Here is a 15,717-nt window from a genome sequence, read left to right as displayed (position 1 = left end):
ACCTGCGCAGATGAGCAGCCCGGAGACCGCTACGCGCGCGTCCGGGCGAGCAGGCCCTGCTCGGCGGCGAACAGCCCGATCTGGAACCGCGTGCGCGCGCCCAGCTTCTCCGCGAGCGCCGTGACCTCGGCCTGGACCGTGCGCCGACTGATGTCGAGCGTGCGCGCGATCGCCTCGTCGGTGAGCCCGCCGGCCATGAGGTCGAGGATGGACCGCGTGCGCTGCTCCAGCCGTACCCGCGGCAGCGGTGACCAGGTGGCGGCCGGGTTCGTCCCGGGGTCCGCCTCTCCGTCGGGCGGCGCGCCGTCCGGCCCGGCCCACATGGACTGCGGCATCGCCGCGTCCCACACCCGCTCGAAGAGGTCGGTCAGCGCGCCGACCAGAGCGGGGGCGTGCACCACGAGCGAGGCGCTGCCGGCGTCGTCGCCGGAGGCGGGCAGCATGGCGATCTTCTGGTCCACGACGACGAGCTTGAGCGGGACCTGCGGCGACAGGCGCAGGCCTGCGCCGGTCGCCTGCCCGCCGAGCGCGGTCTCGAGCGAGACGGGGTCGATGAACGTCGCGCTCTCGTACACGCTGCGCAGCTCCACCGTGGGGCTCATCGTGGGCCGGTCCACCTCGTCGAGCAGCTCGGGGGTGGGCTGGAGGTAGGGCGGCCGGGCGAGGTGCAGCACCTCGTGCGTGGCGGTCTCCATGAGGTGCCAGTACAGCGCGCCGACCTGTTCCGCCCCGACCACGACGTCCACGAGCGCCGTGTCGCCGGCCTGGCCGGTGGCCTCCTGGTAGGTCTTCTCGAGGTGGTCGGCGTGCAGCTCCCAGACGGCGATCTCCAGGCGGCGCCGGGCGAGCAGCGTGGTGAGCACCGAGCGGGGCGGCAGCGCCGACCAGCGCCGGGACCGGCCCGGTCCCGGCGACACCCGCACGACCAGCCCGTCCGCCTCGAGCGTGGTCAGCGCGGCGCGGACGTCCGCGGCGGCGAGACCCACCGCCGCGGCGATCCCCGCCTCCGGTACGGCGTCGCGCCCCACGAGATGGTCGAGCACGCGGACCGTGGGGGGCGTGGCGACGTCCAGCGACCGGCGCACGTCGTCCGAGATCATGGCTTGCCTCCTTGGCACAGGTGATCGCGCCAAGTCACCCTTGCCTCGGCGGCGGGCGGACCCGCCCGCTCGTTTTTTCCGAGACCTTAGCCCTTCACGGCGGGCGGCTCGGCAACATTCACCCGCTCGCGATCCGCACCGGACGGCGTCGTGACGCGGCGCCGGCGGACCGGGTACGGGACCGGGTGGGCCACCATCCAGGCCGCTCCGGCGCAGACCAGCTCCTTGTACCGGGCGGCGAGGCGGCCGCCGGGGGCGGCGTCCTTGGCCTGGTCGTCGGCCGTGACGAGCTGGATGACGGCGTCGCGCCGGCCCAGGCTGACGCACTGGTGGACGTACCCGAGCGGCGTGTGCGGGAGCCTGCCCCCGGTCAGACGAGCCGCGATCGAGTCGGCGGCCTGCCAGGCCATCGGGATGCCGGACGCGCACGACATGCGCAGCACGTTGTCGACGGGTCCGTGCGCCAGCGCGGCGTCGCCCGCGGCGTAGACGTCGGGGTGCGAGACGGAGCGCATGGTCCCGTCGACCACGATCCGCCCGTCCGCGCCGACCCGCAGGCTCGTCGCGGCGGCGATCGGGTGCACGCCGAACCCGGTGGCCCACACGGCGACGTCCGCCGGGATGGTCGCGTCGTGGGTCTCGACGGCGGTGGCGTCCACGCCGGTGACGTCGGCGTGCTCGTGGACCGTGACGCCGAGCCGGTCGAGGACGGCGCGCAGGTGGCGCTGCCCGGCCGCCGAGAGCCAGTCGCCCAGGCCGCCGCGGACGGCGAGGGCCACGTCGAGGTCGGCGCGGGCCTCGGCGATCTCGGTGACGGCCTCGATGCCGGTCAGCCCACCGCCGACCACGACCACGCGGCCGCCGGGGGCGAGGCCTGCCAGCCGCTCGCGCAGGCGGAGCGCGCCGGGCCGGCTCGCCAGCTCGTGGGCGTGCTCGGCGACGCCCGGCACGCCGTGGTCGGCGAGCGCGCTGCCCAGGGCGTAGACGAGCGTGTCGTAGGCGAGCTGCTCCGCGCCGTCCGCCCCGGTCAGGGAGACGGTCCGGCGGTCGACGTCGACGGCGGTCACGCGGGCCACGCGCAGGCGCACGCCCGTGCCGGCGAGCAGGTCGCGCAGCGGCCGGGGGCGCAGGTCCTGGCCCGTGGCCACCTGGTGCAGGCGCACCCGCTCGACGAAGTCCGGCTCGGCGTTGACCAGGGTGAGCTCGACGTCGTCGGGGTGCAGCCGACGGGCCAGCCGGCCGGCGGCGGAGGCTCCGGCGTACCCGGCCCCGAGAATGACGATGCGGTGCTTCATGGGATCCCTCAGCTCGTGTCGGTGGGACGGTGTGTGCCTCCTGAACCGGACGGCACGACCATCCCTGACACCCCGCCCCTGTGACGCCGCTCACAGGGGGCCCGGCCTCACCGGCCCCGCCTCACCAGCCCCGGATCAGCGGCTCCCCGTGCTCCGTGGCCGCCCACTGCCGGCCGGCCCGGCCGAGCTTGTCGGGGTTGACCTGGCTGAGCACGGCGGTGATCCCGTCGGCGGTCGCCTCCAGCGTCATCACGCCCACCAGCCGGTCGCCGACCACGACCACCAGCGCCGGGAGGCCGTTCGCCGTCCACGCGTAGACGTCGGGGCTGCCGCCCAGCATCGCGCGCTTGGCCTCGGCCGGGCGGAACAGGCCGCGCAGGAACTTGGCCACGGCCGTGGCCCCGAGCACCGCCGTCGCGCGCGCCGCGACCTTGCCGCCACCGTCGCCCACGCCGACGACGTCGGCCGTCAGCAGCTTGACCAGCGGTTCGAGCTGCCCGCTCGTCGCGGCCGCCAGGAACTCCTCCACGACCGGCCGGGCGACCGCCAGGTCGACCGCCGCGCGGGTCCGCTCCCCCGCGAGGTGCTGCCTGGCCCGGTGCAGCACCTGCTGGCTCCCCACCTCGGTGAGGTCGAGCATCTCGGCGATCTCCGCGTGCGAGAACGCGAACGCCTCGCGCAGCACGTAGACGGCCCGCTCGGTGGGCGTGAGTCGCTCCATCAGCACGAGCATCGCCGTGGACACCGTGTCGCGCTGCTCCGCCGTGTCCGCCGGGCCGAGCATCGGGTCGCCGCCGAGCAGCGGCTCCGGCAGCCACTCCCCCACGTAGAGCTCCCGCCGGGCCCGCGCCGACGTGAGCTGCGTGAGGCACAGGTTGGTCAGCACCCGCGTCAGCCAGGCCTCCGGCACGCGGATCTGCGAGCGGTCGGCCGCCTCCCAGCGCAGGAACGTCTCCTGCGCGGCGTCCTCGGCCTCCGCCGCCGACCCGAGCAGCCGGTAGGCGATGGCCTCCAGCCGGCCCCGGAAGTTCTCGAAGAGCTCCAGCTCGTCCTGGCCCGGCGACTCGGTCGTCATGCCGCGACCCTACTGCCCGAACTCACCCGCTGGAACGGCCCGGTTCGCGCGCCGCCGGCCGGCCCGGGCCCTACGCTGTTCCCACCATCGAACCGTGCCCGGCCTGGCACGATCGCCGGGAGGAGACCCAGCATGTCCTTCGTCACCCGTGGATTCTCCGGCCGCCGCCGTGAGCCCGACACGCGGCTCCCGCCGGGCCAGACACTGGTCCAGGACTGGCCCGTGCTCAGCGCCGGGCCCACGCCGCACGTCGACACCGCGGACTGGGAGCTCACCGTCCAGGACGAGACCGGTACCGACCACCGGTGGAGCTGGGACGAGCTCCTCGCGCTCGGCGTCGAGGACGTCACCGTGGACATCCACTGCGTCACCCACTGGTCCCGGCTCGACATGGGCTGGCGCGGGGTGAGCCTCGACAAGATCTTCGAGAACGTGGAGTCCGAGCACGAGTACGTCATGGCGCACTCCTACGGCGGCTACACCACGAACGTGCCGCTGGAGGACCTGCTCGACGGCAAGGCCTGGATCGCCACGGAGGCCGACGGCGGGCCGCTCGACCCGGAGCACGGCGGACCGGCCCGGCTGCTCGTGCCGCACCTGTACTTCTGGAAGAGCGCCAAGTGGGTGCGGGGCCTGACGATGATGCCGGACAACGACCCGGGCTTCTGGGAGCAGTACGGCTACCACCTCTACGGCGACCCGTGGAAGGAGGAGCGCTACTGGTGAGCGCGCCATCCGTGACCCTGGGCCGGTCCCGGCCGCGCCCCGCGTGGCACGTCGCGACCGTGGTCGAGACGCGCCGCGAGACGCCGACGGCCGCCCGCCTCGTGCTGGACGTGCCGACCTGGCCGGGCAGCGAGGCCGGCGCGCACCTGGACGTGCGCCTGACCGCCCCCGACGGCTACCAGGCGAGCCGGTCGTACTCGATCGCCGCGTCGACGCCCGCGGGGCAGGTGGTCCTGGCGGTCGACGAGCTGCCGGACGGCGAGGTCTCGCCCTTCCTGGTGCGCGAGCTCCAGCCCGGTGACCAGCTCGAGCTGCACGGCCCGCTGGGCGCGTTCTTCGTCTGGCGGCCCGGCTCGGGCGACCGCCCGGTCCAGCTCGTCGCGGGCGGCTCCGGCGTCGTGCCGCTGTACGCGATGGCCGCGGCGCACGGCGCGGCCGCCGACCCCGCGCCGTTCCGGCTGCTGTACTCCGTGCGCACCCCGGCGGACGTGCACTTCGCGGACGAGCTCGCGGGCCTGGCCGGACCGGCCTTCGAGCTGGACCTCGTCTACACGCGTGCGGCGCCGGCCGGCTGGCCCGACGCCGTCGGGCGGCTCACGCGGGAGGCCCTCGCCGCCCGGACGGTCCCGGCCGCGGACCACCCGCACGTCTACGTCTGCGGCTCGACGGGCTTCGTCGAGACCGTGGCCCGCTGGCTGCAGGAGCTGGGCCACTCCGCGACGGACATCCACACCGAGCGCTTCGGAGGCCTTTAGATGACACACCACCTCGACGGCAACGTGCTCGCGGGCGCGCTCTCCGAGGTCTTCACGACCGACGTGACGGCCGCGCGCGGCCGCTGCGGCGGCTGCGGGCACATGGCCGCGCTCGCGGAGGCCATGGTCTACACCGACGCCCCCGGCCTGGTGGCCCGGTGCGCCGGGTGCGACCAGGTGCTCGCGACGGTCGTGGACACCGGCGACCGCGTGATCCTCAGCCTCGCCGGCCTGAGCGCCGTCGAGCTCCGGCGCTGAGCCGTACCCGGTCGAATTCAGACGCGCGGACCTTGACCTCGGCCACGCGGCGGCGGAGTGTGGAACGGACGGCAGCGCCGTCCGGACGCTGCCCCGAGCACAGGGAGAGTCCGTCATGTTCGTACGCACAACCGAGGTCCAGGGAGATCCCGCCGGGATCGACGACGGGCTACGGGTCGTCCGTGAGGAGGTCTTCCCGGCAGTGACAGCCATGGACGGCTGTGTCGGGATGTCGATGCTGGTCAACCACGAGTCCGGGCGGTGCATCGCCACGACGGCGTGGCAGTCGCACGACGCGATGGTGAGGAGCGCCGACGACGTCCGGCCGCTGCGCGAGCGCGCCGTGGAGGCGCTGGGGAGCACCGGCGGGGGCGACGTCCACGAGTGGGAGGCCGCCGTCGTCCACCGCGACCACGCCACGCCCGACGGCGCCTGCGCCCGCCTCACCTGGCTGAGCGGCGGCCAGGACATGGTCGACCGCTGTATCGACCTCTACCGCATGGTCATCCTGCCGCAGCTCCAGGAGATGGACGGCTTCTGCAGCGGCAGCCTCATGGTCGACCGCGAGGCCGGGCGCGCCGTCGGCACGACCGCCTTCGACAGCATGGGGGCCGTCGTGGCCGCCCGCGAGGCCACGGCCCGCATCCGCGAGCGCGTGGTCAGCGAGCTGGGCGCGACGGTCGACAACCTCGAGGAGATGGAGATCGCGTTCGCGCACCTCCACGTCCCCGAGATGGCCTGAGGTCCAGGGTTCCGGCCGGTCAGTGCGTCAGGTCGGTCAGCCCCCGGCCGCTGCGCAGGTCGAGCGGCACCGAGACCTGGTCGTGCGCGATCAGCCAGGTGCCGCCCACCCTGCGGAGGCAGAACGTGGCCCGCACCCACATGCCGCCCGTCACGGACCCGTCCGCGAGCGTGCCGCTGAGCCGCCCGAAGCCGTGCCCGAACGCGACGGTCCCGTCCACGGCGAGCGTCAGGTCGCGCAGCTCGTAGCCGACCTTCTCGAACACCGCGAAGACGCGCGCCCAGTTCGCCAGCTTGGCGTCCACGCCCACGTGCTGCAGCGGCGGCTCGACGTCGAACGACACGACGTCGTCCGTGTAGAGCCGTCGCAGCGCGTCGAGGTCCTTGGCGCGCAGCGCGTCGACGATCCCGTCGAGCACCCGCCTGACCCGTGCCTCGTCGTCCTGTCCTGTGGTCGTCGCTGTCCGTGTGGTCATCGTGTCCGTCCCTTCCGTCCGGTGGTTCCTCACGGGTATGACGGACGGGAGGCTCGGGACGTGACCGTCAGTGCCCGGCCGCGGCGGCCCGGTCCTCCTTGGCGACCAGGGTGAGCACGTCGTACGTGGCCACCTGCTCGTCGCGCTGGTTGGTGAGCACGGCGTCCCAGCGCACCTCGCCGTAGTCCTCGTCCTCGCGGGGCGTGATCTGGGCGGCCGTCAGCCGCACCCGGATCGTGTCCCCGGGCGAGACCGGCGTCAGGAAGCGCAGGTTCTCCAGGCCGTAGTTCGCGAGCACCGGCCCCGGCGCGGGGTCGACGAACAGCCCGGCCGCGAACGACACGAGCAGGTACCCGTGCGCCACACGCCCGGGGAAGAACGGGTTGGCCGCCGCGGCCTCCTCGTCCGTGTGGGCGTAGAAGGTGTCGCCGGTGAAGTCCGCGAAGTGCGTGATGTCGTCGAGGGTCACCTCGCGCGGCGCGGACTCGACGGCGTCGCCGACCCGGAGGTCGGCCAACGACCTGCGGAAGGGGTGGCCGGCGTCGGTGCGCGACGGCGCCCCCGCCCGCCACCGCTCGGTCAGGGCGGTCAGCGCCGCGGGCGTGCCCTGCACCGCGGTGCGCTGCATGTAGTGCTCCACGGCGCGGACGCCGCCGAGCTCCTCGCCGCCGCCCGCGCGGCCCGGCCCGCCGTGGACGAGGTGCGGCACCGGGGAGCCGTGGCCCGTCGACGAGCGCGCGTCGTCCCGGTCGAGCACGAGCACGCGCCCGTGCATCGGCGCGATCCCGGTGACGAGGTGCCGCACCACGGCAGGGTCGGCGGACGCGACGGTGGCCACCAGCGACCCGCCGCCGAGGTTGGCCAGGCGGACGGCGTCGTCCAGGTCGCGGTAGCCGATCACGGAGGCGACCGGGCCGAAGGCCTCTACGTCGTGCACCGCGGGTGCCGCGGGGTCGGCGAACCGCAGCAGGAGGGGCGCGACGAACGCGCCGTCGGGCGCGGGTCCGCGGCGGCCGTCGGCGTGCACCACCTCGGGCTCCGCGAGGTCGCCGACGACGATCTGCCCGCCGCCGGCGACGAGCTCCCGGACGCTGCGCAGCACCTCCTCCTTCTGTCCCACGCTCGCCAGGGCGCCCATCGTGACGCCGTCGGCCCGCGGGTCGCCGACCACGACGCGCTGCGCGATCCGGTCGCGGACGGCCTCGATCACGGCGTCCTCGCGGTCGGCCGGGACGATCACCCGCCGGATCGCCGTGCACTTCTGCCCGGCCTTGACGGTCATCTCGGTGACCACGGAGGCGACGAACGCTGCGAACTCCGGGCTCCCGGGCTCCACGTCCGAGCCGAGCACCGCCGCGTTGAGCGAGTCCGTCTCCGCGGTGAGCACCACGCCGCGGCGGATCACGGCGTCGTCGACCGCGAGCACCCGCGCCGTGGACGCGGAGCCGGTGAAGCTCACGGCGTCGCGCACGTCGAGCACGTCGAGGAACCCGCGGGCCGGTCCGCTGACGAGCTGCAGCGCGCCGTCGGGCAGGAGGCCGGAGTCGACGATCGCGCGCACCGCGGCCTCGGCGAGGTAGGCGGTGGCCGAGGCCGGCTTGACGACCGTCGGCACGCCCGCGAGGAAGGCGGGCGCGAACTTCTCCAGCATGCCCCACACCGGGAAGTTGAAGGCGTTGACCTGGAAGGCGACGCCCTGCCGCCGCACGCGGACGTGCTGGCCGCCGAACGACCCGTCGCGGGACAGGTTCTCCGGCGGCCCGTCCACCAGGAGCTGCGCGTTGGGCAGCTCCCGGCGCCCCTTCGACCCGTAGGTGAACAGCACGCCGATGCCGCCGTCGATGTCCACCAGGGCGTCGCGCCGGGTGCCGCCGGTGCGCAGGCTCACCTCGTAGAGGTCCTCCTTGACGCCGGTGAGGTGCTGGGCGAGCCGCTTGAGCAGCAGGGCACGCTGGTGAAACGTGAGCGCGCCGAGCGCGGCCTGGCCCACGGTCCGGCCGTACTCGGCGACGGCCCGCAGGTCGACCGGGCTGCCCGAGACCGCCGCGACCGGCTCACCGGTCGAGGCGTCCCGCACGACCTGGGCCTCCGCGTCCGACGGCGGGCGCTGCCAGGCCCCGAGGACGTAGCTGTCGAGGGTGCGCACCGGGGTCTCCGTCGCGGTCATGGCGTCTTCCTTTCGGCTGTTCCGACGTCCGTGCAGGTCACTCGTCCCACGTGAAGAACCCCTCGCCGGTCTTACGCCCCAGCCGGCCCGCCTCGACCATCGCCCGCAGCAGGCGCGGGACGGCGAACCGCTCCCCCAGCTCGCGCTCCAGGTGCTCGGCGATGCCGAGCCGCACGTCGAGGCCCACCAGGTCGGTCAGGCGCAGCGGCCCGACCGGGAACCGGTAGCCGCGCACCATCGCGGTGTCGATGTCGGCGGGCGAGGCGACACCCTCCTCGACCATGCGGATCGCCTCCAGCGCGATCACCACGCCCAGGCGGGAGCTCGCGAAGCCCGGGGTGTCGGACACGACGATCGAGGCCTTGCCGAGCGCGGTGACCCAGGCGCCGGCCTCCTCGACGAGCGCCGGCACCGTCGCCCGGCCGCGCACGATCTCCACGAGCGCCGACGCGGGCACGGGGTTGAAGAAGTGGAGCCCCACGAACCGTTCGGGGCGCTCCAGGTGCCCGGCGAGCGTGTCGATGGAGAGCGACGACGTGTTGCTGGCCAGCCAGGCGGCCGGCGACAGCACCTGCTCGACGCGGGCCAGCACCTCGACCTTCGCGCCGAGGTCCTCGGGTACCGCCTCGACGACGAGGCCCGCAGGGCCGACGTCCGCCACGTCCGTGGTCACGCGTGCCCGCCCCGTCAGCTCGGCGGCGGTGCGCGGGGTGCTCCCGCGCTCCACGCTGGCGGTCACCGCGCGCTCCAGCCCCGCCAGCGCCCGGGCCGCCGACTCCCGGTCGCGCTCGACGACCACGACGTGGGACCCCGCCAGCAGGAAGGCGTGGGCGATCCCGACGCCCATCCGGCCGCCGCCCACCACGCCGACGTCCCGTGGCAGCGTCATCGCTTCCTCCGTTCGAGGAACGCGGTCATCCGCTCGCGCTTGGCGGGCGACTCGAACAGCACGGACTGGGCCAGGTCGTCGACGTCCGGGTGCGCCGCGCGCGGGGCCCGGAAGACCTGCTTGGTGTACCGGACCGCGATCGGGTCCTGCTCGGCGATCCGGTCCGCCAGCGTGTCGGCGGCGGCCACCAGGTCGGACGACGCGTGGACCGCGCTCACCAGCCCCGCCGCCAGGGCCTCGCGGGCGTCGAGCACGCGGCCGGCGAGCAGGATCTCCAGCGCGAGCGTCTCGCCGACGAGCTCCTTGAGCCGCCAGGACGCACCCGCGGCGGCCATGATGCCGAGCCCGACCTCGGGCTGGCCGAACCGGGCGTTCTCGCCGGCCAGCCGGAAGTCGGCCGCGTAGGCGAGCTCCGCCCCGCCTCCGAGGGCCCAGCCGTCGACGGCGGCGATCACCGGCATCGGGAGGCGGGCGATCCGCTCGAACAGCCGGGAGTTGATCCCGGCCAGCGCGTCGTCGCGCCCGCGCTCGCGCAGCTCGGCGATGTCGGCGCCGGAGGCGAAGACCCGCTCGGAGCCGGACAGGACGAGGACGCGCGGCCGGGCCTCCAGCTCGGCGCAGACCTCGTGCAGCTCGCCGACCATTGCCCGGTCGATCGCGTTGCGCACCTCGGGCCGGTCGAGCCGGACGTGGAGGCGGTCCGCGCGGTCGTCGACGCGCCGCAACGCTGCTGCCATGGCCTCATCACCTGGGGGTCGCACCGGCGTAGCGTCGTCGCGCTACTTACTGACCGTTCGTTCTGTGCAGCATGGCATGCGGGACCTCCGGGTTCAAGAGCGCACCTCGTCAGCGGCGCGGGCCGGGCTGCGCGCGGAGCCCCTCGAACGCCATGGCGACGACGGCGTCGGCGAGATGGTCGGCCGTGAGCCCGCCGCCGGGGCGGTACCACTCGACCAGCGAGTTGACCATGCCGAAGAGCAGGCGCGTGGCGGTGCGGGCGTCGACGTCGGACCGGAGGGCGCCGTCCGCGACCGCCTCCTCGACCAGGCGGGCCACGGCGTGGTCGAACTCGCGGCGGCGCGCGAGCGCCTCGCGCTCGACGTCGGTGTTGCCGCGCAGGCGCAGCAGCAGCGTGACGAACGGCAGCTCCGCCACGAGCACGCGCACGGCGCCGCGGAGCACGCGCTCGAGCCGGTCGAGCGCGGTCGGCGCGGCGGTGCCGGGCTGCCCGCCCTGCCCCTCGCCCGGCTTCTCGCCCGGTTCCTGGAGCAGTGCCTCGAGGTTGCCGAGCGCCCGCTCCAGCGCCAGCCGCAGCAGCTCCTGCTTGCCGCTGACGTGGTAGTAGATCGCGGACTTGCTGGTCCCGAGGCGCTCCGCCAGCTCGCCCATCGACGTCGCGTCGTACCCGCGCTCGTTGAACGCCTGGACGGCGACGGCCAGCACCGCGTCCAGGTCGTACGCCACGCGCCCCGCACGCCCGTTGCCGCCCCGTCGAGCGGGTGCGGGAGCGGCGGCCGATTCATCCATGCGAGCCAACCTAACCGAACGCGAGGGCGTTGCCGCCGCCCCCACCCCGGTGCTAGCCTGACTGAACGATCGGTAAGTAGGGCTCCAGCACGGGAGACGGTAATGCCTGCACACGACCCGGCCACGACCGCTTCCCCGGAGGCCGACCCCCGGGAGGACGCGCGGCTCGCGGCGTTCGACGCCCTCATCGCCGCCGACCAGCGGATCGAGCCCACGGACTGGATGCCGGCGGCGTACCGGAAGGCACTGGTGCGGCAGATGTCGCAGCACGCGCACTCCGAGATCATCGGCATGCAGCCGGAGGGCAACTGGATCACGCGCGCCCCGAGCCTCAAGCGCAAGGCGATCCTCATGGCCAAGGTGCAGGACGAGGCCGGGCACGGGCTCTACCTGTACTCGGCCGCCGAGACGCTGGGCACCACCCGGGACGAGATGCTCGACGCGCTGCACTCCGGCAAGGCCAAGTACTCCTCGATCTTCAACTACCTCGCGCCCTCGTGGGCCGACATGGGCTCGATCGGCTGGCTCGTGGACGGCGCCGCCATCGCGAACCAGGTGCCGCTGTGCCGCGCGTCCTACGGCCCGTACGGGCGCGCGATGGTGCGCATCTGCAAGGAGGAGTCGTTCCACCAGAGGCAGGGTTTCGAGATCCTGCTGGCGCTGATGGACGGCACCGAGGAGCAGCGGGCCATGGCGCAGGAGTCGGTGAACCGCTGGTACGCGCCGGCCCTGATGATGTTCGGCCCGCCCGACGCGGAGTCGCCCAACTCGCGGCAGAGTATGGCCTGGAAGATCAAGCGCTTCTCGAACGACGAGCTGCGCCAGCGGTTCGTGGACATGATCGTGCCCCAGGCCGAGATCCTCGGCGTCACCCTGCCCGACCCCGACCTGCGCTGGAACGAGGAGCGCGGCCACCACGACTTCGGCGAGCTCGACTGGGCCGAGTTCCACGCCGTGCTGCAGGGGAACGGGCAGGCGAACGCGCTGCGCCTCGCCAAGCGCCGCGCTGCGCACGCCGAGGGCGCGTGGGTGCGGGAGGCCGCCCGGGCGTACGCCGAGCGCACCGCGACGAACGAACGGATGGCGTCATGACCGAGGAACCGCGCCGGGAGACCTGGCCGCTGTGGGAGGTGTTCGTGCGCTCGGCGCGCGGCCTCTCGCACGTGCACGCCGGCTCGCTGCACGCGCCGGACGCCGAGCTGGCGGTGCGCAACGCCCGCGACCTCTACACCCGCCGCAGCGAGGGGGTCTCGATCTGGGTCGTGCCCGCCGCCGCGATCACGGCGTCGGACCCGGACGCGAAGGACGCGTGGTTCGAGTCCCCGCGCGGCAAGGACTTCCGGCACGCGACGTACTACACGGCGTCGCAGGCCGTGCCGCACCTCTGACCCGTACCGCCGGCCACCGGCCGGACGGCCCGACGCTCGATGGAGAGCCCATGCAGAACCAGCACCAGTCCCCGTCCGCGGTGCTCACGCCCGAGGCGATCGCCGCCCGGGTCGCGACGCAGGACAGCCCCGCCCGTGCCACCGACGACGTCGCGCGGTACGCGCTCGGCCTGGGCGACGACGCCCTGGTCCTGGCGCAGCGGCTGGGCTCGTGGATCGCGGCGGCGCCCGAGCTGGAGGAGGACGTCGCGCTCGGCAACATCGCGCTCGACACCCTGGGTCACGCGCGAGGCCTGCTGACCTACGCGGGGTCCGCCTGGGACCAGAGCGAGGACGACCTCGCGTACTTCCGGGACGAGGCGGACTTCCGGTGCCGGCAGATCTTCGAGCGGCCCAACGGCGACTTCGCGTGCACGATCGCCCGGCAGCTGATCGTGTCGGCCTACTTCACCGTGCTCTACCGCGCCCTGGCCGGCAGCACGGACCCCACGCTGGCGGCCATCGCCGCCAAGGCGGTCAAGGAGGTGGACTACCACCTGGACCACGCCACGCTCTGGACCGTGCGCCTGGCGCTCGGCACCGACGAGTCGCGGCGGCGGATGACGGCGGGGCTGGAGGAGATCTGGCCGTTCGTGGACGAGCTGTTCGCCGACGACCCCGCCGCCGACGCCGTCCCGGACGCCGCGGTGCCGCCCGCCGGGCTGCGCGAGCCGTTCGACGCGCTGCTGCTGCCGGTGCTCGAACGGGCGGAGCTGCCGGTCCCGACGGTCGCGGCCGTCCGCGGCGGCGGCCGGACCGGGGTGCACTCCGAGGCGCTGGGCCCGCTGCTCGCCGAGATGCAGGTGCTGGCCCGGCGGCACCCGGGAGCGGTGTGGTGATGAGCGCCGTCGAGGGTGCCGTCGAGCAGGTCGCCCGGCCCCGCCCGGCAACCGGGCCGGAGCGCGCCGTGTGGGACGTCGCGGCAACCGTCACCGACCCCGAGGTGCCGGTCCTGACCATCGAGGACCTCGGCGTGCTGCGGGGCGTGCGGTTCGTGGACGGGTCGCCCGTCGTGGACATCACGCCCACCTACTCGGGCTGCCCCGCCGTCGACGCGATCCGCGACGACATCGTGGCCGTGCTTCGCGAGCACGGCCACCCGCGGGCACGTGTGGCCGTGGTGCTCTCCCCCGCGTGGACGACCGACTGGATGAGCGACGCGGGCCGCCGCAAGCTCGTGGAGCACGGGATCGCCCCGCCCGGCCGCCGGGCCGGCGGCGTCGTCGCGCTGGGGCTGGGCGTGCGGTGCCCCCGGTGCGGCTCGCTGCACACGCGCGAGCTCGCCCGGTTCGGCTCGACGTCGTGCAAGGCGCTGTACGTCTGCCAGCGCTGCCGGGAGCCCTTCGACCACTTCAAGGAGCACTGATGCCGGTCGCCGACGCGGGCGTCCCGGCCGCGCCCGGCGCCCGGCGTCGCGCCCGGTTCCACCCGCTCACGGTCGCGGCGGTGCGCCCGCTGACGGCGGACGCCGTCGAGGTGACGTTCGACGTGCCGGACGACCTCGCCGACGCCTACTCCTACGCGCCCGGCCAGTACGTCGCGCTGCGCGCGCAGGTCGACGGCGAGGAGGTGCGCCGCACCTACTCGATCTGCCAGGCGCCCGTGCCCGGCTCGCTCAAGGTGGGCATCAAGCGCGACATGGGCGGGCTGTTCTCGCCCTGGGCCATCGACCACCTCGCCCCGGGGATGACGCTCGACGTGATGAGCCCCGAGGGGCTGTTCGTGTCGCACCGTCCGCCCGGCCAGGGCGGCCGCGTGGTCGGGGTCGCGGCGGGCAGCGGCATCACGCCGATGATGTCGCTCGTGGAGCACACGCTCGGCTCGGCGGCGGACAGCACGTTCGACCTGGTCTACTCCAACCGGACCACCACGGACACGATGTTCGTGGACGAGCTCGCCGACCTCAAGGACCGCTACCCCGCCCGCCTGGCCCTGCACCACGTGCTGACCCGCGAGCGCCGGGGCGCCGAGCTGCTCTCGGGCCGGCTCGACGCCGACCGGCTGCGCCGCATCGTGACCGCCCTGATCGGGCCGGACGACGTGGACGAGTGGTTCCTGTGCGGGCCGTTCGAGATGGTGCAGACCTGCCGGGCCGTGCTGGCGGAGCTGGGCGTGCCGCCGGAGCGGGTACGGCACGAGCTGTTCACCACCGGCCGGCCCGAGCGTCCGACGGCGCCGCGCGGGGTTCCGCCGGCGTCCGACGTCCCGGACGGGGAGTCGCACTCGATCTCGTTCCGGCTCGACGCCGCGACGTCGACCGTGACCAGCCCGGCCGGTGCGCGCGAGAGCGTGCTGAACGCCGCCCTGCGGGTGCGCGGCGACGTGCCGTTCGCCTGCGCCGGTGGCGTGTGCGGCACGTGCCGGGCAAGACTGGTCTCCGGCACCGTGGAGATGGCGGAGAACTACGCGCTGGAGCCCGAGGAGCTGGCGCGTGGCTACGTCCTGACCTGCCAGGCGATCCCCACCAGCGAGGAGATCTTCGTGGACTACGACTCATGATCACGCTCACGATCGAGGACGACGTCGCCGAGGTGGTGCTCGACGCGCCCGGTCGGCTGAACGCCCTGGACGAGACGGGACTCGCCGAGCTGGACGACGCCTACCGGCAGGCCGAGGCCGCTGGCGTGCGGGCGCTGCTCCTGCGCGGCGAGGGCCGGGCCTTCTGCGCCGGCCGGGACATCTCGGGGGTCGACCCGGCCACGGACGACGCGCTGGGCTACCTCCGCGGCCGCGTGACCCCGCTGCTGTGGCGCATGTCCGCGTTCCCGGCGCCGACGTTCGCCGCGGCGCACGGCGCGTGCCTCGGCGTGGGGCTGGGCCTGCTGATCGCCACCGACGTCGTCTACGTCGCGGACGACGCGAAGGTCGGCTCGCCGTTCGCGAACCTCGGGGCGACGCTCGACTCGGGCGGGCACGCACTCTTCGTCGAACGGCTGGGCGCGCACCGCGCGCTCGACCTGGTCTACACGGGTGAGCTCATGAGCGGGGCCGAGGCGGTCGCCGCGGGGCTGTTCTCGCGGGCCGTCCCGGGGGCGGAGCTGCTCTCCTTCACCCGCGCCCGCGTCGAGAAGGTCGCGTCCGGGGCGACGAGCGCCTTCCTGGCCTCGAAGCGCCTGGTCACCGAGCTGCGCGACGAGCGGATCGCGTTCTGGGCGGCCGTGGCCCACGAGAGCGAGGCGCAGGGCGACCTCAGCCAGACCGACGACTACCGGGAGGGCTTCGCGGCCTTCCAGGAGAAGCGGCGCCCCAAGTTCACGGGCCACTGAGGCCGCCGCCGTCGG

18 protein-coding genes are annotated in these 15,717 nt (G+C 74.4%); 10 read left to right on the top strand and 8 right to left on the bottom strand.

What is annotated here, in order from left to right:
* Positions 1 to 29: 29 nt before the first annotated feature.
* From ACH45N_RS06150 to sigJ, 3 genes are all read right to left on the bottom strand, one after another.
* Positions 30 to 1,100, bottom strand: a complete 1,071-nt coding sequence (locus ACH45N_RS06150) for a LuxR C-terminal-related transcriptional regulator (protein ID WP_397392143.1) — start codon at positions 1,098 to 1,100, stop codon at positions 30 to 32.
* A gap of 86 nt (positions 1,101 to 1,186) precedes the next feature.
* Positions 1,187 to 2,395: an NAD(P)/FAD-dependent oxidoreductase gene (locus ACH45N_RS06145; RefSeq protein ID WP_397392141.1), complete on the bottom strand. Its 1,209-nt coding sequence runs from the start codon at positions 2,393 to 2,395 to the stop codon at positions 1,187 to 1,189.
* Between the two features lie 121 nt (positions 2,396 to 2,516).
* Positions 2,517 to 3,470: an RNA polymerase sigma factor SigJ gene (gene sigJ, locus ACH45N_RS06140; protein WP_397392139.1), complete on the bottom strand. Its 954-nt coding sequence runs from the start codon at positions 3,468 to 3,470 to the stop codon at positions 2,517 to 2,519.
* Positions 3,471 to 3,602: 132 nt separating this feature from the next.
* On the opposite strand from sigJ, the gene ACH45N_RS06135 reads away from it, so the two are divergent.
* The 4 genes from ACH45N_RS06135 (at position 3,603) to ACH45N_RS06120 (ending at position 5,951) form a co-directional block, all read left to right on the top strand.
* Positions 3,603 to 4,196 carry a molybdopterin-dependent oxidoreductase gene (locus ACH45N_RS06135; protein ID WP_397392137.1) on the top strand — a complete coding sequence of 198 codons (594 nt, stop codon included), beginning with the start codon at positions 3,603 to 3,605 and terminating at the stop codon, positions 4,194 to 4,196.
* Positions 4,193 to 4,951: an FAD-binding oxidoreductase gene (locus ACH45N_RS06130; RefSeq protein WP_397392135.1), complete on the top strand. Its 759-nt coding sequence runs from the start codon at positions 4,193 to 4,195 to the stop codon at positions 4,949 to 4,951. Before ACH45N_RS06135 ends, ACH45N_RS06130 begins: the two co-directional genes overlap by 4 nt.
* Complete coding sequence (locus ACH45N_RS06125; RefSeq protein WP_377229237.1) at positions 4,952 to 5,209, top strand: DUF6510 family protein; 258 nt, start codon at positions 4,952 to 4,954, stop codon at positions 5,207 to 5,209. It begins immediately after the preceding gene.
* A 115-nt stretch (positions 5,210 to 5,324) separates the two neighbouring features.
* Positions 5,325 to 5,951, top strand: a complete 627-nt coding sequence (locus tag ACH45N_RS06120; protein ID WP_397392133.1) for a hypothetical protein — start codon at positions 5,325 to 5,327, stop codon at positions 5,949 to 5,951.
* A gap of 19 nt (positions 5,952 to 5,970) precedes the next feature.
* On the opposite strand, the gene ACH45N_RS06115 is transcribed toward ACH45N_RS06120, so the two are convergent.
* The 5 genes from ACH45N_RS06115 to ACH45N_RS06095 all read right to left on the bottom strand — a co-directional run bounded on the left by ACH45N_RS06115 (position 5,971) and on the right by ACH45N_RS06095 (position 11,009).
* Positions 5,971 to 6,426, bottom strand: a complete 456-nt coding sequence (locus tag ACH45N_RS06115; protein WP_397392131.1) for a YybH family protein — start codon at positions 6,424 to 6,426, stop codon at positions 5,971 to 5,973.
* A gap of 67 nt (positions 6,427 to 6,493) precedes the next feature.
* A complete protein-coding gene (gene paaZ, locus ACH45N_RS06110) occupies positions 6,494 to 8,593 on the bottom strand; it encodes a phenylacetic acid degradation bifunctional protein PaaZ (protein WP_397392129.1) in 2,100 nt (699 codons plus the stop codon).
* A gap of 37 nt (positions 8,594 to 8,630) precedes the next feature.
* Positions 8,631 to 9,482, bottom strand: coding sequence for a 3-hydroxyacyl-CoA dehydrogenase family protein (locus ACH45N_RS06105; RefSeq protein ID WP_397392127.1), 852 nt, complete (start codon positions 9,480 to 9,482; stop codon positions 8,631 to 8,633).
* Entirely contained in the window at positions 9,479 to 10,219 is a 741-nt protein-coding gene (locus ACH45N_RS06100) for an enoyl-CoA hydratase/isomerase family protein (protein ID WP_397392125.1), read from the bottom strand. The genes ACH45N_RS06105 and ACH45N_RS06100 overlap by 4 nt, the downstream gene beginning before the upstream one ends.
* A gap of 109 nt (positions 10,220 to 10,328) precedes the next feature.
* The gene (locus ACH45N_RS06095) at positions 10,329 to 11,009 is read right to left on the bottom strand and encodes a TetR family transcriptional regulator (RefSeq protein WP_397392123.1); all 681 of its coding nucleotides are present in this window, start codon (positions 11,007 to 11,009) and stop codon (positions 10,329 to 10,331) included.
* A gap of 102 nt (positions 11,010 to 11,111) precedes the next feature.
* On the opposite strand from ACH45N_RS06095, the gene paaA reads away from it, so the two are divergent.
* Genes paaA through ACH45N_RS06065 form a run of 6 tightly spaced genes read left to right on the top strand, consistent with a single transcriptional unit; the run spans position 11,112 to position 15,702 of the window.
* On the top strand, positions 11,112 to 12,101 hold the full coding sequence (gene paaA, locus ACH45N_RS06090) for a 1,2-phenylacetyl-CoA epoxidase subunit PaaA (protein WP_397392121.1): 990 nt from the start codon (positions 11,112 to 11,114) through the stop codon (positions 12,099 to 12,101).
* Positions 12,098 to 12,397, top strand: a complete 300-nt coding sequence (gene paaB, locus ACH45N_RS06085) for a 1,2-phenylacetyl-CoA epoxidase subunit PaaB (RefSeq protein ID WP_285103358.1) — start codon at positions 12,098 to 12,100, stop codon at positions 12,395 to 12,397. Before paaA ends, paaB begins: the two co-directional genes overlap by 4 nt.
* Positions 12,398 to 12,447: 50 nt before the next feature.
* Positions 12,448 to 13,275, top strand: coding sequence for a 1,2-phenylacetyl-CoA epoxidase subunit PaaC (gene paaC / locus ACH45N_RS06080; protein WP_397392118.1), 828 nt, complete (start codon positions 12,448 to 12,450; stop codon positions 13,273 to 13,275).
* The gene (gene paaD / locus ACH45N_RS06075; RefSeq protein WP_397392116.1) at positions 13,275 to 13,802 is read left to right on the top strand and encodes a 1,2-phenylacetyl-CoA epoxidase subunit PaaD; all 528 of its coding nucleotides are present in this window, start codon (positions 13,275 to 13,277) and stop codon (positions 13,800 to 13,802) included. Before paaC ends, paaD begins: the two co-directional genes overlap by 1 nt.
* Complete coding sequence (paaE, locus tag ACH45N_RS06070) at positions 13,802 to 14,935, top strand: 1,2-phenylacetyl-CoA epoxidase subunit PaaE (protein WP_397392114.1); 1,134 nt, start codon at positions 13,802 to 13,804, stop codon at positions 14,933 to 14,935. The genes paaD and paaE overlap by 1 nt, the downstream gene beginning before the upstream one ends.
* Positions 14,932 to 15,702 carry an enoyl-CoA hydratase/isomerase family protein gene (locus ACH45N_RS06065; RefSeq protein ID WP_397392112.1) on the top strand — a complete coding sequence of 257 codons (771 nt, stop codon included), beginning with the start codon at positions 14,932 to 14,934 and terminating at the stop codon, positions 15,700 to 15,702. The genes paaE and ACH45N_RS06065 overlap by 4 nt, the downstream gene beginning before the upstream one ends.
* The last annotated feature ends 15 nt before the right edge of the window (positions 15,703 to 15,717 follow it).

The organism is Promicromonospora sp. NPDC019610, assembly GCF_044389365.1.
Taxonomy (GTDB): Bacteria; Actinomycetota; Actinomycetes; order Actinomycetales; family Cellulomonadaceae; genus Promicromonospora.
Note: the sequence above shows the minus strand (reverse complement) of the source record. Positions and strands in the feature narration are given on the sequence as shown.

Excerpts from the sequence above, each read along its gene's own strand:
- ACH45N_RS06065 (WP_397392112.1), top strand. The coding sequence starts at position 14,932 with ATGATCACGCTCACGATCGAGGACGACGTCGCCGAGGTGGTGCTCGAC.
- paaZ (WP_397392129.1), bottom strand. The coding sequence starts at position 8,593 with ATGACCGCGACGGAGACCCCGGTGCGCACCCTCGACAGCTACGTCCTC.
- ACH45N_RS06100 (WP_397392125.1), bottom strand. The coding sequence starts at position 10,219 with ATGGCAGCAGCGTTGCGGCGCGTCGACGACCGCGCGGACCGCCTCCAC.
- ACH45N_RS06120 (WP_397392133.1), top strand. The coding sequence starts at position 5,325 with ATGTTCGTACGCACAACCGAGGTCCAGGGAGATCCCGCCGGGATCGAC.
- ACH45N_RS06125 (WP_377229237.1), top strand. The coding sequence starts at position 4,952 with ATGACACACCACCTCGACGGCAACGTGCTCGCGGGCGCGCTCTCCGAG.
- paaE (WP_397392114.1), top strand. The coding sequence starts at position 13,802 with ATGCCGGTCGCCGACGCGGGCGTCCCGGCCGCGCCCGGCGCCCGGCGT.
- ACH45N_RS06115 (WP_397392131.1), bottom strand. The coding sequence starts at position 6,426 with ATGACCACACGGACAGCGACGACCACAGGACAGGACGACGAGGCACGG.
- paaD (WP_397392116.1), top strand. The coding sequence starts at position 13,275 with ATGAGCGCCGTCGAGGGTGCCGTCGAGCAGGTCGCCCGGCCCCGCCCG.
- paaB (WP_285103358.1), top strand. The coding sequence starts at position 12,098 with ATGACCGAGGAACCGCGCCGGGAGACCTGGCCGCTGTGGGAGGTGTTC.
- ACH45N_RS06150 (WP_397392143.1), bottom strand. The coding sequence starts at position 1,100 with ATGATCTCGGACGACGTGCGCCGGTCGCTGGACGTCGCCACGCCCCCC.
- sigJ (WP_397392139.1), bottom strand. The coding sequence starts at position 3,470 with ATGACGACCGAGTCGCCGGGCCAGGACGAGCTGGAGCTCTTCGAGAAC.
- ACH45N_RS06145 (WP_397392141.1), bottom strand. The coding sequence starts at position 2,395 with ATGAAGCACCGCATCGTCATTCTCGGGGCCGGGTACGCCGGAGCCTCC.
- ACH45N_RS06095 (WP_397392123.1), bottom strand. The coding sequence starts at position 11,009 with ATGGATGAATCGGCCGCCGCTCCCGCACCCGCTCGACGGGGCGGCAAC.
- ACH45N_RS06135 (WP_397392137.1), top strand. The coding sequence starts at position 3,603 with ATGTCCTTCGTCACCCGTGGATTCTCCGGCCGCCGCCGTGAGCCCGAC.
- paaA (WP_397392121.1), top strand. The coding sequence starts at position 11,112 with ATGCCTGCACACGACCCGGCCACGACCGCTTCCCCGGAGGCCGACCCC.
- ACH45N_RS06105 (WP_397392127.1), bottom strand. The coding sequence starts at position 9,482 with ATGACGCTGCCACGGGACGTCGGCGTGGTGGGCGGCGGCCGGATGGGC.
- paaC (WP_397392118.1), top strand. The coding sequence starts at position 12,448 with ATGCAGAACCAGCACCAGTCCCCGTCCGCGGTGCTCACGCCCGAGGCG.